This window comes from Nocardia coffeae (genome assembly GCF_019890715.1).
Classification (GTDB): domain Bacteria; phylum Actinomycetota; class Actinomycetes; order Mycobacteriales; family Mycobacteriaceae; genus Nocardia; species Nocardia jiangxiensis.
Genome location: NZ_JAINZY010000016.1, coordinates 126,636 through 146,474 on the forward strand (window position 1 = coordinate 126,636; position 19,839 = coordinate 146,474).

General features: G+C 68.9%; 12 protein-coding genes. 9 read left to right on the forward strand and 3 right to left on the reverse strand.

The window, feature by feature from the left end; translation table 11 throughout:
* Positions 1-31: 31 nt before the first annotated feature.
* Positions 32-829: an enoyl-CoA hydratase/isomerase family protein gene (locus tag K7711_RS39270; RefSeq protein WP_222976570.1), complete on the forward strand. Its 798-nt coding sequence runs from the start codon at positions 32-34 to the stop codon at positions 827-829.
* Between the two features lie 95 nt (positions 830-924).
* Positions 925-2,193, forward strand: a complete 1,269-nt coding sequence (locus K7711_RS39275; RefSeq protein ID WP_222976572.1) for a class I adenylate-forming enzyme family protein — start codon at positions 925-927, stop codon at positions 2,191-2,193.
* Here K7711_RS39275 and K7711_RS39280 read toward each other — a convergent pair whose 3' ends face one another.
* Complete coding sequence (locus K7711_RS39280) at positions 2,194-2,619, reverse strand: VOC family protein (protein WP_222976574.1); 426 nt, start codon at positions 2,617-2,619, stop codon at positions 2,194-2,196.
* Between the two features lie 4 nt (positions 2,620-2,623).
* Positions 2,624-3,532: a helix-turn-helix domain-containing protein gene (locus K7711_RS39285; RefSeq protein WP_222976748.1), complete on the reverse strand. Its 909-nt coding sequence runs from the start codon at positions 3,530-3,532 to the stop codon at positions 2,624-2,626.
* A gap of 333 nt (positions 3,533-3,865) precedes the next feature.
* Here K7711_RS39285 and K7711_RS39290 point away from each other — a divergent pair, with 333 nt between their 5' ends.
* From K7711_RS39290 to K7711_RS49450, 7 genes are all read left to right on the forward strand, one after another.
* On the forward strand, positions 3,866-4,585 hold the full coding sequence (locus tag K7711_RS39290) for a hypothetical protein (RefSeq protein ID WP_222976576.1): 720 nt from the start codon (positions 3,866-3,868) through the stop codon (positions 4,583-4,585).
* A 43-nt stretch (positions 4,586-4,628) separates the two neighbouring features.
* Positions 4,629-5,552, forward strand: a complete 924-nt coding sequence (locus tag K7711_RS39295) for an ABC transporter ATP-binding protein (RefSeq protein WP_222976578.1) — start codon at positions 4,629-4,631, stop codon at positions 5,550-5,552.
* On the forward strand, positions 5,549-6,367 hold the full coding sequence (locus K7711_RS39300) for an ABC transporter permease (protein WP_235748470.1): 819 nt from the start codon (positions 5,549-5,551) through the stop codon (positions 6,365-6,367). The genes K7711_RS39295 and K7711_RS39300 overlap by 4 nt, the downstream gene beginning before the upstream one ends.
* A gap of 178 nt (positions 6,368-6,545) precedes the next feature.
* Positions 6,546-10,409 carry an ABC transporter ATP-binding protein gene (locus tag K7711_RS39305; RefSeq protein ID WP_372460239.1) on the forward strand — a complete coding sequence of 1,288 codons (3,864 nt, stop codon included), beginning with the start codon at positions 6,546-6,548 and terminating at the stop codon, positions 10,407-10,409.
* Positions 10,410-10,652: 243 nt separating this feature from the next.
* Positions 10,653-14,474 (forward strand): multifunctional oxoglutarate decarboxylase/oxoglutarate dehydrogenase thiamine pyrophosphate-binding subunit/dihydrolipoyllysine-residue succinyltransferase subunit, encoded by a 3,822-nt coding sequence (locus K7711_RS39310; RefSeq protein ID WP_222976582.1) that lies wholly within the window; start codon positions 10,653-10,655, stop codon positions 14,472-14,474.
* Between the two features lie 224 nt (positions 14,475-14,698).
* Entirely contained in the window at positions 14,699-15,403 is a 705-nt protein-coding gene (locus K7711_RS39315) for a PadR family transcriptional regulator (protein WP_222976584.1), read from the forward strand.
* 85 nt (positions 15,404-15,488) lie between these two features.
* Positions 15,489-17,867 (forward strand): DHA2 family efflux MFS transporter permease subunit, encoded by a 2,379-nt coding sequence (locus K7711_RS49450; RefSeq protein WP_222976586.1) that lies wholly within the window; start codon positions 15,489-15,491, stop codon positions 17,865-17,867.
* Positions 17,868-17,916: 49 nt separating this feature from the next.
* Here the strand turns inward: K7711_RS49450 and K7711_RS39325 are convergent, their stop codons facing one another.
* Entirely contained in the window at positions 17,917-19,659 is a 1,743-nt protein-coding gene (locus tag K7711_RS39325) for a molybdopterin-dependent oxidoreductase (protein WP_222976588.1), read from the reverse strand.
* Positions 19,660-19,839: the final 180 nt, after the last annotated feature.

Consider the following 19,839-nt stretch of genomic DNA (forward strand, 5'->3'; position numbering starts at 1 on the left):
CTTCGCGGCCTCGGATGGCTAGATTCGGCCCATGAGTGAGCTCCCCGAACCCACCCGCCTGGACCGCACCGAAACGGCCGCCGGGGCACAGCTGGCGACCATCACCATCGACCATCCGCCGCTGAATTTGTTCGACCAGGCCCTGTTGGACTCGCTGGCCGCGAATGTGGCCGAACTGACCGCCGCGCCACCGCGCGCCGTGCTGCTGCGCGCGGAGGGCAAGGTCGTCTCCGGGGGCGTGGACGTGCACGTCTTCGAGGGGCTGTCGATCGAACAGGGCGCCGAACTGTGGGAGAACCTGTTCGGCCGCATCATCCATCCGATCGAGGCGCTGCCGTGCCCCGTGCTGTTCGCCGCGCACGGGCTGACCCTCACCGCCGCCTTCGAAATCGCTCTGGCCTGCGACATCATCCTCGCCGCGCCGAAGGCGAAATTCGGGCTGGTGGAGACGGTCGTCGGGCTGACGCCGTCCATGGGCGGGCCCCAGCGGCTGGCCGAACGCGCCGGTTCGGGCCGCGCCCGCGAATTCGTCATGACCGGCGATCTGTACGACGCGGCCACCATGGCCGACTGGGGTGTGGTCAACGCCCTGCACGAGGACGTGGACACCGCAGCTCGCGCCCTGGCCGCCCGGCTGGCCGACGGCCCGACCCGTGCACACGCGGCAACCAAGCAGATCATCGAGGCGTGGCGGTCCGGCGGTGTGGCGCACGCGGATTCGGTGACGCCGCGGGTCTCGGGCGAACTGTTCGCGACCGAGGATCTGCGCGGTGCGGTGCGCAGCTTCCTGGACGTCGGTCCGGGCAAGGCGAAATTCTCCGGACGATGACGTCGGAGACACGTTTGCCGACAATCAACCCACGATTGTGAGCTGAGTCATATAGTCACAGGTGGCTGCCGGATACGAGGCACTCGGAGGGACGCATGCCACAGCTCGTCGAATATCCACAGACACGAAATCCGTGGTGTACCAACCCTCTTGCCCGCGGCGCCGACGGCGTTCTGCGATACGGGAACCTCAATCCGGCCCTCACCGAACTACTCGACGTCCAGGTACACGCGTTCTGCAACCGCGAGGCCGTGGTGGAGATCGGCGGTGCGGGCGGGCACGAGATACGCCTGACCTACCGGCAGCTGTGGCACAGCGCGTCGAGGATCGCGGGCGGATTGCAGGAGCACGGCATCGGCTACGGCGACCGGGTCGCGGTGCGCATGCCCGTGGGAGCGCGCTGGGTACAAGCCTTCCTGGGTGCACTGTTGTCCGGCGCGGTGCCGGTGCTGGTACCCGATCCGCTGCCCGATGCGCTTGCTGCCCAACTGCTCTCGGACAGTTCCGCGGATTTCGTCCTGGACGGTGGCGGGGCCGAGGCGCACTACGCGGATCTGCCCGACGGTGCGGCCTTCATCGACGACGGCGCGTCCCTGAGTGAGCTGGCCCTGCTGTGCTACACCAGCGGCGGGGTCTGCCCGGACGGTTCGCCCGCACACGGCGATCCCAAAGGGGTGGAGCTGACCAACGAGAATCTGCTCTCGGCGGTTCGCTCGATGGTAGGCGCACTCGACCTGCCCACCGACGGGCTTCGCAATCTGGTCCTGATGCCCCTGGCCCACGCCAGCGGGTGTGTGGATCAGATGCTGCCGACCTTCGCGGTCGGCGGCACCGTCGTACTGTCGCCGGACCCGGCGTTGATCGCGGAAACCATTGTGGCCGAACGCATCGACGCGGTCTGCGCGACACCGCGCATCTTCGCCGGACTCCTGCCCGATCTGGCCGGACTGCACGCCGAGGCCGTGCGGCAGGTCTGCAGCGCCGGACATCGCGCCGAACTGGCCGCAACCGATCCCGGCACCTGCGAGGTCGTCGCCGCCGCACTGCGCGAGGTGTTCCCGCTGGCACGGCAATGGTCGGTCTGGGGTGCGACCGAGACCAGCGGGATCGGACTCGCAGTGGCCGACAGTGGCGAACCACACCGCCACGACCTGCTCGGGCTGCCGTTCGGCGGAACGGAACTGGCTCTGTGGGGTCCGCGCGCCGAATCCGGTCACGGCGAGCTGCTGTGCCGCGGGCCGAACGTCACCCCGCGCTACTGGAACGACCCCCAGACCACCGAATCCCGTTTCACCGGAAGCTGGTTCCACACCGGCAATCAGGTCGACATCGATGCGGACGGCCTGGTCCACCGCGCCGAATGATCACTCTCCGCCCGGCGCTCCGGCGTAGGTGCCGAAGCTCCAGATCACGCCCTCGGGATCACGGCAGGTGAACCCCCGGGAACCGTAATCCTCGTCGCGCAGCCCGCGCATGATGATCGCTCCGGCTCGCTCCGCCCGGGTGAACAGCTCGTCGGGGTTGTCGACGACGACGTACACCGACCCGCTGGCGGTGGGCAGTTCGCTGTGCACCGAGTCCTCACGGACCGAGCCGAGCATGATGCCGCCGCCACCGGGCCCGCCGAGCTCCGCGTGCTGGACGACATCACCCTCGCCGTAGCGGGCACGTTCGACGAAACCGAATGCACGGCAGAGGAACTCGATCGCCGCGGGGGCGTCTCGGTAGGTGAGGCACGGCCACACCGGGGTCGCGACGCGGGCGCTGATTTCACTGGTTGTTTCTGTCATGCCATCAGCCTTCCAACAGGTCGGGTACCGGGTCTTGGACGAATGGGAACACCTCGCACGCCAGCCATCGCGAGGGCGGCAGTCCGGCCAGTTCCCGCCATTCCCGTGCCATGTGCGCCTGGTCGTAGTAACCGGTCGCGGCGGCCACTTCGGCGAGGGTCGTGCCCGCGCGCGGCTGGGCGGCGGTAGCGCTCGCGGCTTCGGTGGCCACCGTGCGCAGCAGCCGGTGCGAGGACTCGAAGCGCGCCAGCCGCGCGGCATCCTTGGGAGTGATCCCGAACTCCGCGGCGAATCTGGCACCCAGATACCTTCTGCTCCAACCGATCTCCTCGGCCACCGCACCCACGCGGGCGCGCCCGGCCGAGCCGGTCAGCAACTGCCAGGCCCGCCGCAGCTCCGGTTCGATCGTGGCCTCACACATCAGCTCGAGCAGGATCTGGTCCAGGATCGCGAACCGGCGGGACCAGTCGGCGGTGGCCGCCATCCGCTCGCGCAACTCCGCGGCCCGAGGACCCAGCACGTCGGTCAGGTCGACCACCCACGATCCCAGATCGGCGGTCGGCACACCGAACAACACCCGCGCGCCCAGCGGCGTCAACGCGAGCTGCACTCCGTGCTGATATCCGTGATGCCCGATCAGGCACGGTCGCACGGTGAGCCCGCTGGCCAGCGCATCCCACCGGCCGCCGCACTGGGCGGGATGACAGCTGACGGGCAGCTCGATCGGCTCATCGATCGTCACGATCACCGTCAGCGCGGTGGACGGCATCCCGATGTGCACGCCCGGCGCGAAACCACGCAGCCGATAGCCGACGTAATCCCCCAGATAGGGCCGCAATCGCGGATCCGGTGCGGCCCGAGCCCCTTCGGAAACGCCGCCATCGGACGCGAACGCGGCGCCCTCGGCTCGCAGCCGCGCCGAGAACTCGTCCACCAGCTCGCTCACGCTCGCGTCCCGCCGGAACCCGGCCCGGTCCGCCACCGATATCGCAGTCACGCGTCCACCCCCTGAACAGTTCCGTGTCCGTGCGGTGAGGACCTCCGACCGCGGGCACCCACACCGCAGCCGAATCGATGCGGAGCAGGGAACTCACCGGTGAGCTCGCTCACGCCTCCACGGTAGGCCGGACCACCGACAATTTTCGGTGACCGCCGGCCGACCGGCATCGTGCGGGCGAACCGGATTCGCCGGAACCGCTGCATCGCGGTCGGCCGCACTAGACTCGGCGCGGACGAGAGGGGTGACATGCCGATATTCAAGGCCGGGGTGGAGAAGGCGATCCGGGCCGTACTCGACAACGGCGCGCAGTTGCAGGCGCCCGCGGTCGCCAAGTACGTGGACCGTTTCCGGCGCACACATCCCGAGGAATCCCCGGCACAGATCATCGGGCGGATCGAGACGCTGTATCTCACCACCGTCACCGGCAGCGGCACCGCCGTCGGCGCGACCGCCGCGGTACCCGCGGTCGGCACCCTCGCCGCGCTCGCGGCCGTCAGCGCGGAAACCACGTTCTTCCTGGAAGCCTCCGCGGTCTACACCCTCGCGGTCGCGGCCGTGCACGGCATCGCGCCCGAGGACGCCGAACGCCGCCGCGCGCTGGTGCTGGCGGTCGTGCTCGGCGAGAGCGGGATGGAGATCGTGGAGAAGAACGTCGGCCGCTCGGCACAGAACTGGGCCAGCCTGCTGACCGAGCGGATTCCGGGGATCCGCAGCCTCAACGACACGCTCATGCGACGGTTCATCCTGCGCTTCCTGGCCAAGCGCAGCCCGTTGATGTTCGGCAAGGTACTTCCCGCCGGAATCGGCGCGGCCATCGGCGGATTCGGCAATCGGACGCTGGGTAAACAGACCATCGCCAACGCACACCGGGCATACGGCCCGGCCCCGCTGGTCTGGCACACTCCGGTGGTGATCGACGCGGATCCCCTGCCTGCCCTGGACAAGCTGCGGGAGGAGCCGCGGTGACCGTCCCGCACCGCCCGACGACCCCGGCCCGCAGGAGCGAACGATGAACGCGGCACGACCGCTTGCCCTCGGCGTCAGCGGACTGACCATGAAGTTCGACGGCGTCACGGTCCTGCGCGAGGTGAATTTCTCGGTGCCGGCCGGGACGACCGCCGCCCTGGTCGGACCGCCCGGAGCCGGGAAGTCGCTGCTCGTGCAGATCCTGCTGGGACAGTTGAAACCCTCGTCCGGAACCGCGTCGGTCGGCGGACCGGGCTCGGGTGTGCGCGGGAACCGGCCCATCGGCGCGATGTTGCAGCCGCACGGGCTGCAGCCGGGGCGGACGGTGCGCGGGCAGTTGCTCGTCTATGCCGCGGCCGCGGGTGTCTCCGATGCCGAAGCGGACGGGATTCTCGCCCTGACCCGCCTGGATGCGGTCGCCAGGAACAGAGTGCGGACGCTGCCGCCGAATATGACCACGCGGCTGGCGTTGGCGATCGCGCTGCTGGGCGATCCGCCGCTGCTGATCCTCGACGATCCGCTGACCGGACTCGACGGCCCCGAACGAGCCTGGCTGTTCGACCGCCTGCACCGGCACGCGCGCCGCGGTGGCACCGTGCTGCTGACCTCGCAGAGTCTGTCGGCGGTGCTGCCGGTCGCGGACAATCTGGTGGTACTCAGCGCCGGTTCGGTGGTGTATCAGGGCAGTCCGCGCTCGCTGCGCCGCAGCCACCCCGACCGCCTCGTGGTCGCCGCCTCGAGTCCGATCGCGCTGGCCACGATGCTGGCCGCGGAGGGCTTCACCGATACGGTCATGCGCTCGGACGGGCGGCTCGCGATCGCCGAGGCCGGTCGCGCCGAGATCGAGGCCGCCGCCGGTCGCGCGCGGGTACGCCTGACCGAGATGATCCCCGAGCCCGTGCATCCGGACCGGGTTCTGACCGCTCTGACCAGGACCGCGACGACACCGTACGGGATGCCGCAATGAATCTGACCATGCCCAGGCTGCCGAAGCTGCCCACCCTGTCGCAGATTCCGCTCCCCGTGCGCCGCGCCGCGTACTCGGAGATCCGGCGGGTGACCACAGAACGTCCGGGGTGGCTGCTGCCGGCGTTCTGCGCGGCGATCGGCCTGGTCACCGGCCTGGTGAGCGCGGGAACCGGCAGCGGACCGCAGGACGGCGGGCAGATCGCCACCGGAACCGCCACTGTCGGGCTGTATCTGGCCGTACTGGTGGCGGTCGTGGCCGCGGCGGTGAGCGGCGCATCGGCCACCGGTGCGGAATACCGTTACGAGAGCATGTCGTTGACAGCGCTGTTCGTCCCGGATCGCGATGTGCGATTCGGCGCGAAACTCGGTGTGGCAGCGTTGTATTCGCTGGCACTCGGACTGGCCGCGGAGATCGGCGCGGGCATCGGCTTGGCGATACTGGGGCATTCGGAGGTCCAGTTCGGCCTGCGGCTTACGGGTGTGCTGCTCGGTGGTCTGCTCGCGGCCGTCTGCTGGGGCGTGGCCGGCGCGAGTCTGGGTCTGCTGCTGCGCTCCACGGGCCTGGCCGTGACCGCCATGATCGGCTGGTGCCTGGTCGCCGAACCGCTGCTGTGGTTGATCGTCCGGGGTATCGGCATCGCCGGGATCGCGGTCCTGCTGCCCGATTCGGCCACCATCGGTGTGGCCGCCGTCGGTTCCTTCTCGCACAGCCCGTTCCTGGCTCCCGGCGCCGTGTCCGCCGTCGTCCTGATCATCTGGACCGCCGCCGTCGGCGCGCTGACCTGGTGGAAACTTCGCGAGCGCGACCTGTAGACCGCACCACTGCCCGGGGATCCGCCTCCGGCCGTCCCGGGCTCGCCCGGCCCCCTCGTTCCAGCGCTCGGTCGGCCGATAGGGCTGCACATATGCATCACCAGGGAAGGATTTGCGGGCGGGAGGGGTTGTCGGTTCCGGTCGGTACTGTCGGAGGCCGATGAGGAGCTCGGTAGAAATGGGGGCGGGTGTGGCACGGAACCGCGAGATCGGGTGGTTACGCCGACTGTGGGCGGCATGCTGGGCACGGCCCCGGTTGCTGCTCGCGGTAGTTCTCACGTTGGTGTTGGGCGCGGTGGCCGAAGCGGCGGTTCCGGTGGCGGCGAAGCAGGCGTTGGACAGCGCCCGGGTCGGCGATATGCGGGCCATCACCGGCGTCACGGGGGCTCTGGTGGCGTTGGCGATCGTGCGGTTCGGCACCGCGACCGGGCGGCGGTGGCTGGCCGGTCGGCTGGCCCTGGACGTACAGCACGAGGTGCGGGTATCACTGCTGACGGCACTGCACCGATACGACGGGCGCGGGCAGGACGGGCTGAGCACCGGGCAGGTGGTGTCCCGATCGATCTCGGATCTGCAGCTGGTGCAGGGGTTCCTGGCGATGGCGCCGATGTCGGCGATGCAGTTGTTGCTCGCGGTGCTGGCCGCGATCGTGATGATCGTGCTGTCTCCGCCGTTGGCGCTGGTCTCACTGTTGACCGTGCCCGCGCTCATGCTGGTGGTGTATAGAACCCGCCCGCGCCTGCACGCGGCCACCTGGTCGGCCCAGCAGCGCGCGGCCGATCTGGCGCAGCACGTCGAGGAGACGGTCACCGGCGTGCGGGTGGTCAAGGGGTTCGGCCAGGAGGCCCGCATGGTGGGCGTGCTCGAGGGGCATGCGCGCCGGCTGTTCGGCGAACGGATGCGCGCCGCGCGTATCGACTCCCGCTTCGCGCCCACCGTGGCGGCGATCCCGCAGATCGGCATGGTCGCGGTGATCGCGCTCGGCGGCATGCTCGCCCTGCACGGCACGATCGGCGTCGGCACCTTCCTGGCCTTCGCCGCCTACGTCACGATGCTCGCGGGCAGCACCCGTGTGGTGGCGAGCGTCATCGTGATGGCGCAGCTCACCCGCGCGGCCGCGGAGCGAGTGTTCGCCGTGATCGACGACGCACCCGACACCGTCGACGAACCCGAGCCGCAGCCGCTGCCCGAGGGACCGCTGGGCATCCAGATCGACTCCCTCACTTTCGGATTCGACGCCGACCGTCCGGTGCTGCACGATTTCGACCTGACCGTGCGTCCCGGTGAGACCGTCGCGATCATCGGGCCGGCCGGTTCGGGTAAATCCACCCTGGCCATGCTGCTGCCGCGCTTCTACCACCCCGATGCGGGGCAGATCGTCCTGCACGGCACGAACGGTGGCACCGATGTCGAACGGTTGCGGGCCGCTGATCTGCGCGCGGCGATCGGCGTCGTCTTCGACGAGCCGTTCCTGTACTCCGACACCGTCGCGGCCAATATCGCCCTCGGCCGTCCCGGCGCGACCACCGAGGAGATCCGCCGCGCCGCCGAACGCGCCGCGGCGCACGAGTTCATCACGGCCCTGCCCGCGGGCTACGACACCGTCGTCGGCGAGCGCGGCCTGACTCTGTCCGGCGGCCAGCGTCAACGCCTGGCCCTGGCCCGCGCCCTGCTGGCCGACCCGCGCATCCTGATCCTCGACGACGCGACCTCCGCCGTCGACGCCGTCACCGAGGCCGCGATCTTCGACGGCCTCGCCGACGACACCGGCCGCACCACCGTCATCCTGGCCCACCGCGAATCCACCCTCGCCCACGCCGACCGCGTCATCCGCCTACCTGCGCCGCCCCGCCACGAGGTCACGGACCTCTGGCCCGATCCGGTCGAGACTGCCACTGCCACAACGAATTCCGGCAGCAATACCCACCCGATCGCGAACTCCTCCGCCGGTGACCCGGTCGCCGCGCTCCCGACGGCCACCGCAGATCAGCACATCGATCCTGCCGCGCCACAACAACTTCCGGCGCTCACCGGATCCGCAGCGAGTCAGCCGATTTCAGCGCCTGCCGGATCCGTGGCAAATAATTCGCAACAAGGCTCTACGGTCGCGGATTCCGCAGCAAGCCGGTCGCGGCAGATCGAAGTGCCCGATGTCGACGTGCCCCCGGAGTTGCGTGCCACGCTCGCACAGCTGCCCTCGGCGAACGAACCACCCCGTATCGATCCGAGCGAGCACGAGCGTCCCGATCCGAACTTCCGGCTGCTGCGTCTGCTGCGGCCGGTGCGCTGGCTACTCGTCGCCGTGGTGGTTCTGCTGGCCCTGGACGGGGCCATCGGCGTGGCCTTCCCGATGCTGACCCGCTACGCCCTGGACCACGGCGTGGCCGCGCACAGCGGTGCGGCGCTGGTGGCCGCGGCACTGGGCGCGCTGGTGCTGGCCCTACTGAGCTGGCTGGACGAGTCGGTGGGCACGATGCTGTCCGCCCGCGGCGGCGAACGGATCCTCTACGGACTGCGCATTCGCAGCTACGCGCATCTGCAGCGGCTCGGGCTCGACTTCTACGAGCGCGAGCTGTCCGGCCGGATCATGACCAGGATGACCACCGACATCGATGCGATGTCGACCTTCCTGCAAACCGGCCTGAGTACCGCGCTGATCGGCATCGCCACCGTCGCCGGGGTCATGGTGGCGCTGGTGATCTGCGATGCCGGGCTCGCGCTGGTGGTCTTCGCGGCGCTGCCACCGCTGGCCGTCGCGACGCTGGTGTTCCGCAAGATCTCCGCCTCGGCGTATTCGGCCTCCCGCGAGCGCGTGGCCACGGTGAACGCGGACTTCCAGGAGAACATCGCCGGACTGCGCACCACCCAGGCGTACCGGTCCGAACCGCATGCGGCACTGCGCTTCACCGGCTACTCCGACGCGTACCGCACCGCCCGGATGCGGGCGCAGAAGGCGATCGCGGTGTATTTCGGCTTCATCGTCGCCTGGGCCGATCTGGCCCAGGCCGCGGTGGTGTACGTCGGCGCCCGCGATATCGCGCACGGGGTGAGCACCCCCGGCACGCTGGTCGCCTTCGTGCTGTATCTGAGCCTGCTGATCAACCCGATCGTGCAGCTGTCGCAGGTGTTCGACGGGTACCAGCAGGCCCGCGTCGGGCTCGGCCGCATCGAAACACTCTTGCGCACACCGTCATCCATCTCGCCCGACCCCGCCGAGCCGGCCCCGGCAGGCGCGGGCCGCGCCGCCGATGTGGCATTCGACACGGTGCACTTCCGATATCCGGGCGCGGCCTCCCCCGCCCTGGACGGGCTGCGCCTGCACATCCCGGCCGGTTCGAGCCTGGCGCTGGTCGGCGAGACCGGCGCGGGCAAGTCGACCATCGTCAAACTCCTCGCCCGCCTCTACGACCTGCCGCCCGAGCAGACCACGCACCCGGAACCGGCCCACGACGGCGGCGCCGCCCCCACCGGGGCGATCCTGGTCGACGGCGCGGACGTGCGCGACTACCGCCTGGCGGATTTCCGCGCCCGCCTGGGCGTTGTCCCGCAGGAGGCACACCTGTTCACCGGCGATATCGCCGCCAATATCGGCTTCGGCAGACCGTCCGCGACCACCGCGCAGATCGAGCGGGCCGCGGAAACCGTCGGCGCACTGGACATGATCGCGTCCATGCCGCGCGGCATGCGGCAGCCGGTCGGTGAGGGCGGGCGCGGCCTGTCCGCCGGACAGCGCCAGCTCATCGCGCTGGCCCGCGCCGAACTGGTCGATCCGGATCTGCTGCTGCTGGACGAGGCGACCGCCGTACTGGACCCGGTCAGCGAGGAGAAGGTGCTGGCCGCCAGCGCCGCGATGACCGCGGGACGCACCGCGGTCATCGTCGCGCATCGGCTCGCCACCGCGGCGCGAGCCGATCGGATCGCCGTCGTGGCCGCCGGGCGGATCGCGGAGATCGGCACCCACGCCGAGCTCGTCGCGGCGAACGGCATCTACAGCCGACTATGGGAAGCGGCAGGGGCAGATGAGGGAATATTCTCGACCTAGGACGAGTCGTCATTTATGAGGTCGGTACGTCCGGCAGATTTCCTGGCAGCGTGGATTCGCGCCAGCGGGGTGCGGAGATCGGGACGGACCCGAAGGAGGCAGCTTGTGTAATCAGGCAGCGACCCGCGGGGACCGCCGTGAAGCGCCGGTTCAGGGCTGGGCCTATCCTCAGAAAGGGCGCATCGGCGCGCATAGCCGAAACCCGTGCCAGCACGTCACAAACGTCGCAGCGCGAAGAACGAAATGAGGCGAACACCTGCTGTGAGCAGCTCAACATCCCAGTTCGGACAGAACCAGTGGCTCGTCGACGAGATGTACCAGAAGTACAAGCAAGATCCGTCGTCGGTCGATGAGAGCTGGCACGAGTTCCTCGCCGACTACACGCCGGAGGGTCCGTCCGACAACGGTGCCAGCAACGCCACGGCCCCGACTGCCGCCGCCACCGCGACCACAGCCGCAGCCCCCGCGCCCGCTCCCGCGGCGAACCCGGCCCCCGAGGTAGCACCCGCCCCGGCCGCCACCCCTGCCGCCGCGCCGAACCCGGTCGCCCCGAAGGTCGCCGTCGCAACCTCCGCCGCGGCGGCCCCGCCGCAGGCGCGCACCCCGCAGACCACCCCGGCCCCGGCCTCCAACGCCGCCGCCACCTCGGGCGCGCCCAAATCCGCCGAGGCAGCCGACGCGTCGCAGGTGCTGCGCGGTCCCGCCGCCGCGATCGTCAAGAACATGTCGGCCTCGCTGACCATCCCGACCGCGACCAGCGTGCGCGCCATCCCGGCCAAGCTGATGGTCGACAACCGCCTGGTGATCAACAACCACCTGGCCCGCACCCGCGGTGGCAAGATCTCCTTCACCCACCTGCTGGGTTATGCGATCGTGCAGGGCGTCAAGGCCTTCCCGAACATGAACCGGCACTTCGCCGAGGTCGACGGGAAGCCCAATTCGGTCACCCCGGCGCACACCAACCTCGGCCTGGCCATCGACCTTCCGGGCAAGAACGGCTCGCGCACCCTCGTCGTGGCAGCCATCAAGAACTGCGAGACGATGAACTTCGCGCAGTTCCACAACGCGTACGAGGACATCGTGCGCCGCGCCCGCGACGGCAAGCTCACCACCGACGACTTCACCGGCGTCACCATCTCGCTGACCAACCCGGGCACCATCGGCACCGTGCACTCGGTGCCGCGGCTGATGCCGGGGCAGGGCGCGATCATCGGTGCCGGCGCGATGGAGTACCCGGCCGAGTTCCAGGGCATGAGCGATCAGCAGCTCGCCGAGATGGGCATCGGCAAGCTGATGACCCTGACCTCGACCTACGATCACCGCATCATCCAGGGCGCGGAGTCCGGCGACTTCCTGCGCACCGTGCACAACCTGCTGATCTCCGACGAGTTCTTCGACGAGATCTTCCACGGCATGGGTGTGCCGTACGAGCCGGTCCGCTGGCGCAAGGACATCAAAGAGCGCGGCGTCGACAAGAGCGTGCGTGTGCAGGAGCTCATCGCCGCCTACCGCAACCGCGGTCATCTGATGGCCGACACCGACCCGCTGCGGCTGGTCAAGGACAAGTTCCGCAGCCACTCCGACCTCGATGTCACCCAGCACGGGCTGACCCTGTGGGATCTGGACCGCGAATTCAACGTCGCGGGCTTCCACGGCCAGGACCGGATGAAGCTACGCGACGTGCTCTCGGTGCTACGCGACGCGTACTGCCGCCACGTCGGTGTGGAGTACACCCACATCCTGGAAACCGAACAGCTGCAATGGATTCAGCAGCGGGTCGAGCAGAAGCACGAGAAGCCGACCGTCGCTCAGCAGAAGTACATCCTGTCCCGGTTGAACGCGGCCGAGGCGTTCGAGACCTTCCTGCAGACCAAGTACGTGGGCCAGAAGCGGTTCTCGCTCGAGGGCGCCGAGTCCACCATCCCGATGATGGACGCGGTCATCGACCAGTGCGCCGAGCACGGCCTGGACGAGGTCGTCATCGGTATGCCGCACCGCGGCCGGTTGAACGTGCTGGCCAACATCGTCGGCAAGCCGTACTCGCAGATCTTCACCGAGTTCGAGGGCAACATGAACCCGGCCGCCACCCATGGCTCGGGCGATGTGAAGTACCACCTCGGCGCGCACGGCACCTACATCCAGATGTTCGGCGACAACGACATCGAGGTCTCGCTGACGGCCAACCCGTCGCACCTCGAGGCCGTCGACCCGGTGCTCGAGGGTCTGGTTCGCGCGAAGCAGGACCTGCTCACCAAGGAGGACCTGGTCACCAAGGGCGAGGAGGCGCGCACCTTCTCGGTCGTGCCGCTGATGCTGCATGGTGACGCCGCCTTCGCCGGTCAGGGCGTGGTCGCGGAGACGCTGAACATGTCCGGCCTGCGCGGTTACCGCGTCGGCGGCACGGTGCACATCGTGGTGAACAACCAGATCGGTTTCACCACCGCGCCGGAGAACAGCCGCTCGACCGAGTACTCCACCGATATCGCCAAGTCGATCGGCGCGCCGATCTTCCACGTCAACGGCGACGATCCCGAGGCCTGCACCTGGGTCTCCCGACTGGCCACCGACTTCCGTGAGAAGTTCCACAAGGACGTGGTCATCGACCTGATCTGCTACCGCCGTCGCGGCCACAACGAGGGCGACGACCCGTCGATGACCCAGCCGTACATGTACGACGTCATCGACACCAAGCGCAGCGTCCGCAAGTCCTACACCGAAGCGCTGATCGGCCGTGGTGACATCTCGATGAAGGAGGCCGAGGACGCCCTACGCGACTTCCAGGGCCAGCTCGAGCGGGTCTTCAACGAGGTGCGCGAACTGGAGAAGTATCCGCCGGAGCCGAGCGAATCGGTCGAGGAGGAGCAGGTTCCCGGCACCGTCGTCACGGCGGTCGACAAGACCGTGCTGCAGCGCATCGGTGACGCGTTCCTCAACGTGCCCGAGGGCTTCAACGTGCACCCGCGCGTCAAGCCGGTGCTGGAGCGTCGTCGCGAGATGTCCTACGAGGGCAAGGTCGACTGGGCGTTCGCCGAGTTGCTGGCCTTCGGCACGCTGATCGACGAGGGCCGCGCGGTGCGCCTGACCGGTCAGGACTCCCGCCGCGGCACGTTCACCCAGCGCCATTCGGTGGTCATCGACCGCAAGTCCGGCGCGGAGTACACCCCGCTGCACAACATCGGCAGTGCGAACCCGGGCTGGTTCGCGGTGCACGACTCCGCACTGTCGGAGTACGCCGCGGTCGGCTTCGAATACGGCTACTCGCTGGGCAACCCGGACGCGCTGGTGCTGTGGGAGGCGCAGTTCGGCGACTTCGTCAACGGCGCGCAGTCGATCATCGACGAGTTCATCTCCTCCGGTGAGGCCAAGTGGGGCCAGCTCTCGGAGGTCGTGCTGCTGCTGCCGCACGGTCACGAGGGTCAGGGTCCGGACCACACCTCCGGCCGCATCGAGCGGTTCCTGCAGCTGTGCGCCGAGGGTTCGATGACGGTGGCGGTGCCCTCCACCCCGTCGAACTACTTCCACCTGCTGCGCCGCCACGCGCTGGACGGCATCCGCCGCCCGCTGATCGTCTTCACCCCGAAGTCGATGCTGCGCAACAAGGCCGTGGTCTCCAACATCGAGGACTTCACGGACAACAAGTTCCGCTCGGTGCTCGAGGAGCCCACCTACGAGAGCGGCGACGGCGACCGCGCCAAGGTCAAGCGCATCCTGCTGACCAGTGGCAAGCTCTACCACGAGCTGGTCGCGGAGAAGGGCAAGAAGGGCCGCGAGGACGTCGCCATCGTGCGTATCGAGCAGCTGTACCCGATCCCGTCCTACCGGCTCAACGACAAGCTCTCGACCTACCCGAACGCGACCGATATCGCGTGGGTGCAGGAGGAGCCGGCCAACCAGGGCGCCTGGCCGTTCTTCGGGCTGAACCTGCCGGAGATCCTGCCGGACCGGTTCACCAAGCTGCGCCGCATCTCGCGTCGCGCCATGTCGGCCCCGTCCTCGGGTTCGTCGAAGGTGCACGCCGTCGAGCAGGCCGAGATCGTCGCGGAGGCGTTCTCGCCGACGGCCTAGCCGTAAAAGCCCTACGGCTCAACCGAACAATCCCGACCACTGCGCCGGGCCGGAATCGCTCCCACCGAGCGGCTCCGGCCCGGCGCGGTCGTTTCTCCGCGGCCTGTACCCCGACGGGGCCGGATCTCTTGCTGTGACGGTGATCATCTACCTTGTCCCATCCATGTTCCGCGTCGTATATTCGGCGTGGAATATTTCTCAGGGGCTACAGAGGAGTGATCACGATGACCAAGCAGTCGGGTGCCACGCTGACGCCACTGGCGATCGCGGTGCTCGCGCTGCTGGAAGAGCGGCCGATGCATCCGTACGAGATGTATCAACTACTGCTGCAACGCCGCGAGGACTATCTGCTCAAGGTCCGGCCCGGTTCGCTGTATCACTCGGTCACCCGGCTGGCCGAGCAGGATCTCGTGCACGCCGAGGGCACCGACCGCGCCGGGAACCGGCCCGAGCGCACCACCTACCGCATCACCCGATCCGGCAGCGCCGCCCTGCGCGCCCGGATCACCGACATCATCCGCACGCCCATCCGCGAATATCCGATCTTCCCGCTGGCGATGTCCGAGGCGCACAATATGCCCGCACAGGAGGTGATCGACCTGGTCACCGAACGCATCGGCCTGTTGGACAACGACCTCACCGAACTCGACGCGGTCCACGAATGGGTCACGACGAACCGGGTACCGCGCCGGTACTGGATGGTGATCGAATACATCCGCGCGCAGACCGATGCCGAGATCACCTGGCTGCGCCGCATCGTCGCCGAACTGCGCGACGGCACCCTCGAATGGGAGCAGTTCACTCCCGAGGGCGAGCGGATCGCTACCTGCGAGACCGACAAGGATCTGGGTCCCGGCTGGGGCGCAGCCGTCACCGACGACGTGCTCGCTCAGTTGCGGAAGGGCGGTGCGATCCCTGCCGACCAATGAGGCGCGCCCCGCGCGGCGCGCCAACTTCACTCGACGTTTCATCGATCGTTCGCAGCGATCGTCACCTGCTGGATAGGACGCAACCATGACCACCCAACGCAGTCCATGGCTGGCGCTCTACGCGCTGGTCGTGGGATTCTTCATGATTCTGCTGGATATGACCATCGTCGCGGTGGCCAATCCGACCATCATGCACGACCTGAACACCGACATCACCAAGGTCATCTGGGTGACCAGCGCGTATCTGCTCACCTACGCGGTGCCGCTGCTGGTGACCGGGCGACTCGGCGATCGCTTCGGTCCCAAGAACATCTACCTGATCGGCTTGACGGTGTTCACCCTCGCCTCGCTGTGGTGCGGCCTGTCCGGCGGCATCGAGATGCTGATCGCGGCGCGCGCGGTGCAGGGTCTGGGCGCGGCGCTGATGACGCCGCAGACCATGGCCGTGATCACCCGCACCTTCGCGCCGGACAAGCGCGGTGCGGCGATGGGCCTGTGGGGCGGCGTCGCCGGACTGGCCACCCTGGTCGGCCCGATCCTGGGCGGCGTGCTGGTCGACCAGTTGAGCTGGAACTGGATCTTCTACATCAACGTCCCGATCGGCATCGTGGCCTTCGCGCTGGCGGTGTGGCTGGTGCCGTCGCTGCCGCGGCATGAGCACAAGTTCGATCTGGTCGGCGTCGTGCTCTCGGCTATCGGAATCTTCCTGCTGGTCTTCGGAATTCAGGAGGGCAACACCCGGAACTGGGACGCCTGGATCTGGACGATGATCATCGCCGGTGCGGTGATACTGGTCCTGTTCGTGATCAATCAGGCACTCAACAAGGGCGAGCCGCTGGTGCCGATGAGCCTGTTCCGCGACCGGAACTTCGCGTTGTCGAGCGTGGCGATCGCGGCGATGGGTGCGGCGATCACCGCCCTGATGGTGCCCGCCTACTTCTATCTCGAAGCGGTGCGGGAGTATTCGCCGACGCGGGCGGCGCTGGTCTTCGCGCCGATGGCGATCGTCACCGGTTTGACCGCACCGTTCATCGGCAAGATCTCCGACCGGATGCCGCCGCGGATCATTCCGACCATCGGTTTCGCGCTGTTCGCGGCGTCGATCTTCGGATTCGCGACGTTGATGAAGCCGGACAGCTCGATCGTGCTGTTCATCGTGATCGGCGGTGTCGCCGGTCTGTCGAACTCCTGCATCTGGGCGCCGCTGGCCTCGACCGCGACGCACGATCTGCCGATGGAGCTGGCCGGCGCCGGCGCCGGTGTGTACAACACGACCCGGCAGATCGGCTCGGTTCTGGGCAGTGCGGTGATCGCCGCCCTGGTCTCCAACCGGATGACCGCCCAGCACCTCGGCGGCGGTCAGTTCTCCGAGGGTTCGGGCCCGGCGAAGCTCCCGGCGTTCATCCTGCACCCGTTCAGCACCGCGCTGAGCCAGTCGATGTATCTGCCCGCCGCCATCCTGCTCATCGGCGTCGTGGCCTCGGCCCTGTTCACGGGCAAGCACAAAGCGCCCGCACCCGGCGCCGCCGAGACCGACGCGACCACAGAGCTGCCGGTCGACGAGGAACCGAACGCGGTCGTCACGCCTGCACGAGTCGCCCCGGTCGACCGGGCGGGCACCTATCAGCTCGCCACCGCGGCCGTCGGCGGCGAACAACCGCTGTCGGTTCGTGTGCACCGGGAGGACGGACGTCCGGTGGCGGGCGCGGCGCTCACGCTGATCGATCAACGCGGACAGCAGGTCGCCCGTGCCACGGGTGGCGACAACGGCGTCTACCGCATCGCGGCGCCGGTTGCCGGGCAGTACGTACTGATCGCGGCGGCGAGCGGGCATCAGCCTGCGGCGGTCACCGTCGTCACCGGTGACCGCAGCGGGCCGTGGGAACTGACCCTGAGCGGTAACGGTGAGCTGTCGGGCGTGGTCACCACGAGCGACGGGCATCCGCTGGCCGGGGTCACGATCACCCTGACCGATTCGCGCGGCGAGGTCGCCACGGCCGGGGTGACCGGCGGCGACGGCGCCTACGCCTGCCAGGGCACGACCGCGGGGACCTACACCCTGGTCGCGGTGGCCGAGGGCCGGCAGCCGCACGCCACCACCCTGACCATTCCGGAGTCGGGCACGCTGCGCTACGACATCGAGCTGTCGTCGACCGGGGTACTCACCGGCCGGGCCCGCACGGATTCGGACGTGGTCGCCGATGCCCAGGTGTCGGTACTGGATTCGACCGGTCGGGTGGTGGGCTCGGTGTTCACCGATGCCCAGGGCAACTACCGCATCGAGGATCTGCCCGCAGGCGACTACACCGTGGTGGCGCGTGGATATCCGGCGGTCAGCAGCCGGGTGTGGATCGACGGAGCGAACCGCACCCACGATGTGAATCTCGGGTACGAGCCCGCCCCCGAGGCGCGGCCCGCCGAGTACAGCAACGCCATCAGCTACAACGGCGCGGATCGGTCGTGAGCCGCGGTGGCATGGCCCGCCGCGGTACGCCGGGCCATGCCACCCGAACTCAGCCCACCCGAACGGTGACCGACGGATAGCCGGTGGCGCCATCCGGAACGACGTCCTGCACCACATCGGTCTGCACCTGGCCGGCGCCGTCGGTGGCGCGGGCCCGCAGGGTGTGCGTGCCCGCGGTCGGGGTCCAGTCGTAGACCCACTGTCGCCAGGTGTCGATGGTGGGTTCGGCGGCCAGGCGGGCGGATTGCCAAGGGCCGTCGTCGATCTGGACCTCGACGGCGTTGATGCCGCGGTGCTGGGCCCAGGCGACGCCCGCGACCGAGATCCGGTTCCCGCCCACCGACGCACCGTCCCTGGGGGTGTCGATGCGGGTGCCGGTCTTGATCGGGCCGCGCTCGGACCAGCCGCGTTGGGTCCAATACGCCTGGGCGCGATCGAATCTCGTGATCTCGATATCGGTCACCCATTTGGTCGCCGAGACATAGCCGTACAGACCGGGCACCACCAGCCGCACCGGGTAGCCGTGTTCGATGGGCAGCGGTTCGCCGTTCATCCCGATGGCCAGCATGGCGTCGCGGCCGTCGGTGAGGGTGGCCAGCGGACTGCCCGCGGTGAATCCGTCGACGCTGCGGGAGAGCACCATATCGGCGTCGGGGTGGGGTCCGGCCTCGGCGAGCAGATCGGCCAGGGAGTAGCCGAGCCACCGGGCGTTGCCCACCAGGTCGCCACCTACCGGATTCGAGACGCAGGTCAACGTCACCAGACGTTCGATCGGGCGGCGCGCCTTCAAATCGGCGTAGCCGAGCCGGATTTCGCGATCGACCATGCCGTGCACGCGCAGTGTCCAGGTCTCGGTACTGACCTGCGGAACGGTGAGCGCGGTATCGATCCGATAGAAATTGCGGTTGGCGGTGAGGTACGGGGTCAAGCCGGGAATCCGCAGATCGGCCGCAGGATCGATGGGCGGCTCCGGCGACGGCGCGACCGGCAGCTGCACCGTGGCACGCTCGGCGGAGACACTGTGCAGCTTGGATCCGATGAACCGGCCCGCCACCCCGGCCGCCGCGGCCAGCGCTCCGACGCCGACCAGGGCGCGCATCAGACCTCGTCGATCGATCTCGGCGGACGAACCGGAAGTCATTGCACCAGAGGTAATCTCGTCCCCCGCAGCCGCCTGGCCGGATGCTGCCGACGCAGTCCGCGCCGCCTCGCTCGCCCCTTCCGGTGAACCGGAAACCGCTGCACCCGAAGCCATCTCGCGGGCCGCCACCTTCGACTCGTACGCCTCGATCCGCCGAGTCAGCCCCCGCAACACCACGATCGCCAGACCGACCCCGATCACCGAGGGCAGCGCCCACGTCCAGGACGCCCCCGGTCTGGTCACCGCGATCCCGGCCGCCACCAGCCCGAATACGGCGAACAGCACGGAACCGGCCGGGCGACGGGATTGTTCGATTCGCCCGGCGAAGGCCGCCACGATGACCGCGACGGCCGCCATCAGGATGAACAGCACCAGCTTGTCGTTGGTCCCGACGAGGCCGATCACCCACTCCCGCACACTGTCGGGGGTGTGGTCCACCACGGTTCCGCCCAGTGCGGTCAGTGGCGCACTACCCGATCCGATCGGGGCGGCCACCAACTCCGCCGCCCCCAGGGCGAACCCTGCGGTGAGGATGCCGGCGGCCGTGCGCAACCCCGAGCCGGCGGCTGCGGGATCGTTCCCGGGCCGGATGTCGCCGCGCTGCGTCCCACCGATATCCGAAGCGGTTCCGCGCGTGCCCGAAGAGCTCATATCGTGAGCGTACTGCCGGTTCGGGCCCTGGTGACCGGCCGAGAAGCCCGAAATCCGCACCGTCACGGATTCGTCAGAAATACGGCGCGTGCGGTCCACCGGGACCGGTTCGGATATGGCGGCGCTCACCGTGGCGGTTCCACGGCATCTCCCCAGCCCGCTCTCAGGAACAGCGCGCTT

Bases quoted from the DNA above. Each gene is read 5' to 3' on its own strand.
- K7711_RS39325 (WP_222976588.1), bottom strand. From the start codon at position 19,659: ATGAGCTCTTCGGGCACGCGCGGAACCGCTTCGGATATCGGTGGGACG.
- K7711_RS39280 (WP_222976574.1), bottom strand. From the start codon at position 2,619: ATGACAGAAACAACCAGTGAAATCAGCGCCCGCGTCGCGACCCCGGTG.
- K7711_RS39275 (WP_222976572.1), top strand. From the start codon at position 925: ATGCCACAGCTCGTCGAATATCCACAGACACGAAATCCGTGGTGTACC.
- K7711_RS49450 (WP_222976586.1), top strand. From the start codon at position 15,489: ATGACCACCCAACGCAGTCCATGGCTGGCGCTCTACGCGCTGGTCGTG.
- K7711_RS39290 (WP_222976576.1), top strand. From the start codon at position 3,866: ATGCCGATATTCAAGGCCGGGGTGGAGAAGGCGATCCGGGCCGTACTC.
- K7711_RS39315 (WP_222976584.1), top strand. From the start codon at position 14,699: ATGACCAAGCAGTCGGGTGCCACGCTGACGCCACTGGCGATCGCGGTG.
- K7711_RS39305 (WP_372460239.1), top strand. From the start codon at position 6,546: ATGGGGGCGGGTGTGGCACGGAACCGCGAGATCGGGTGGTTACGCCGA.
- K7711_RS39310 (WP_222976582.1), top strand. From the start codon at position 10,653: ATGAGGCGAACACCTGCTGTGAGCAGCTCAACATCCCAGTTCGGACAG.
- K7711_RS39300 (WP_235748470.1), top strand. From the start codon at position 5,549: ATGAATCTGACCATGCCCAGGCTGCCGAAGCTGCCCACCCTGTCGCAG.
- K7711_RS39295 (WP_222976578.1), top strand. From the start codon at position 4,629: ATGAACGCGGCACGACCGCTTGCCCTCGGCGTCAGCGGACTGACCATG.
- K7711_RS39270 (WP_222976570.1), top strand. From the start codon at position 32: ATGAGTGAGCTCCCCGAACCCACCCGCCTGGACCGCACCGAAACGGCC.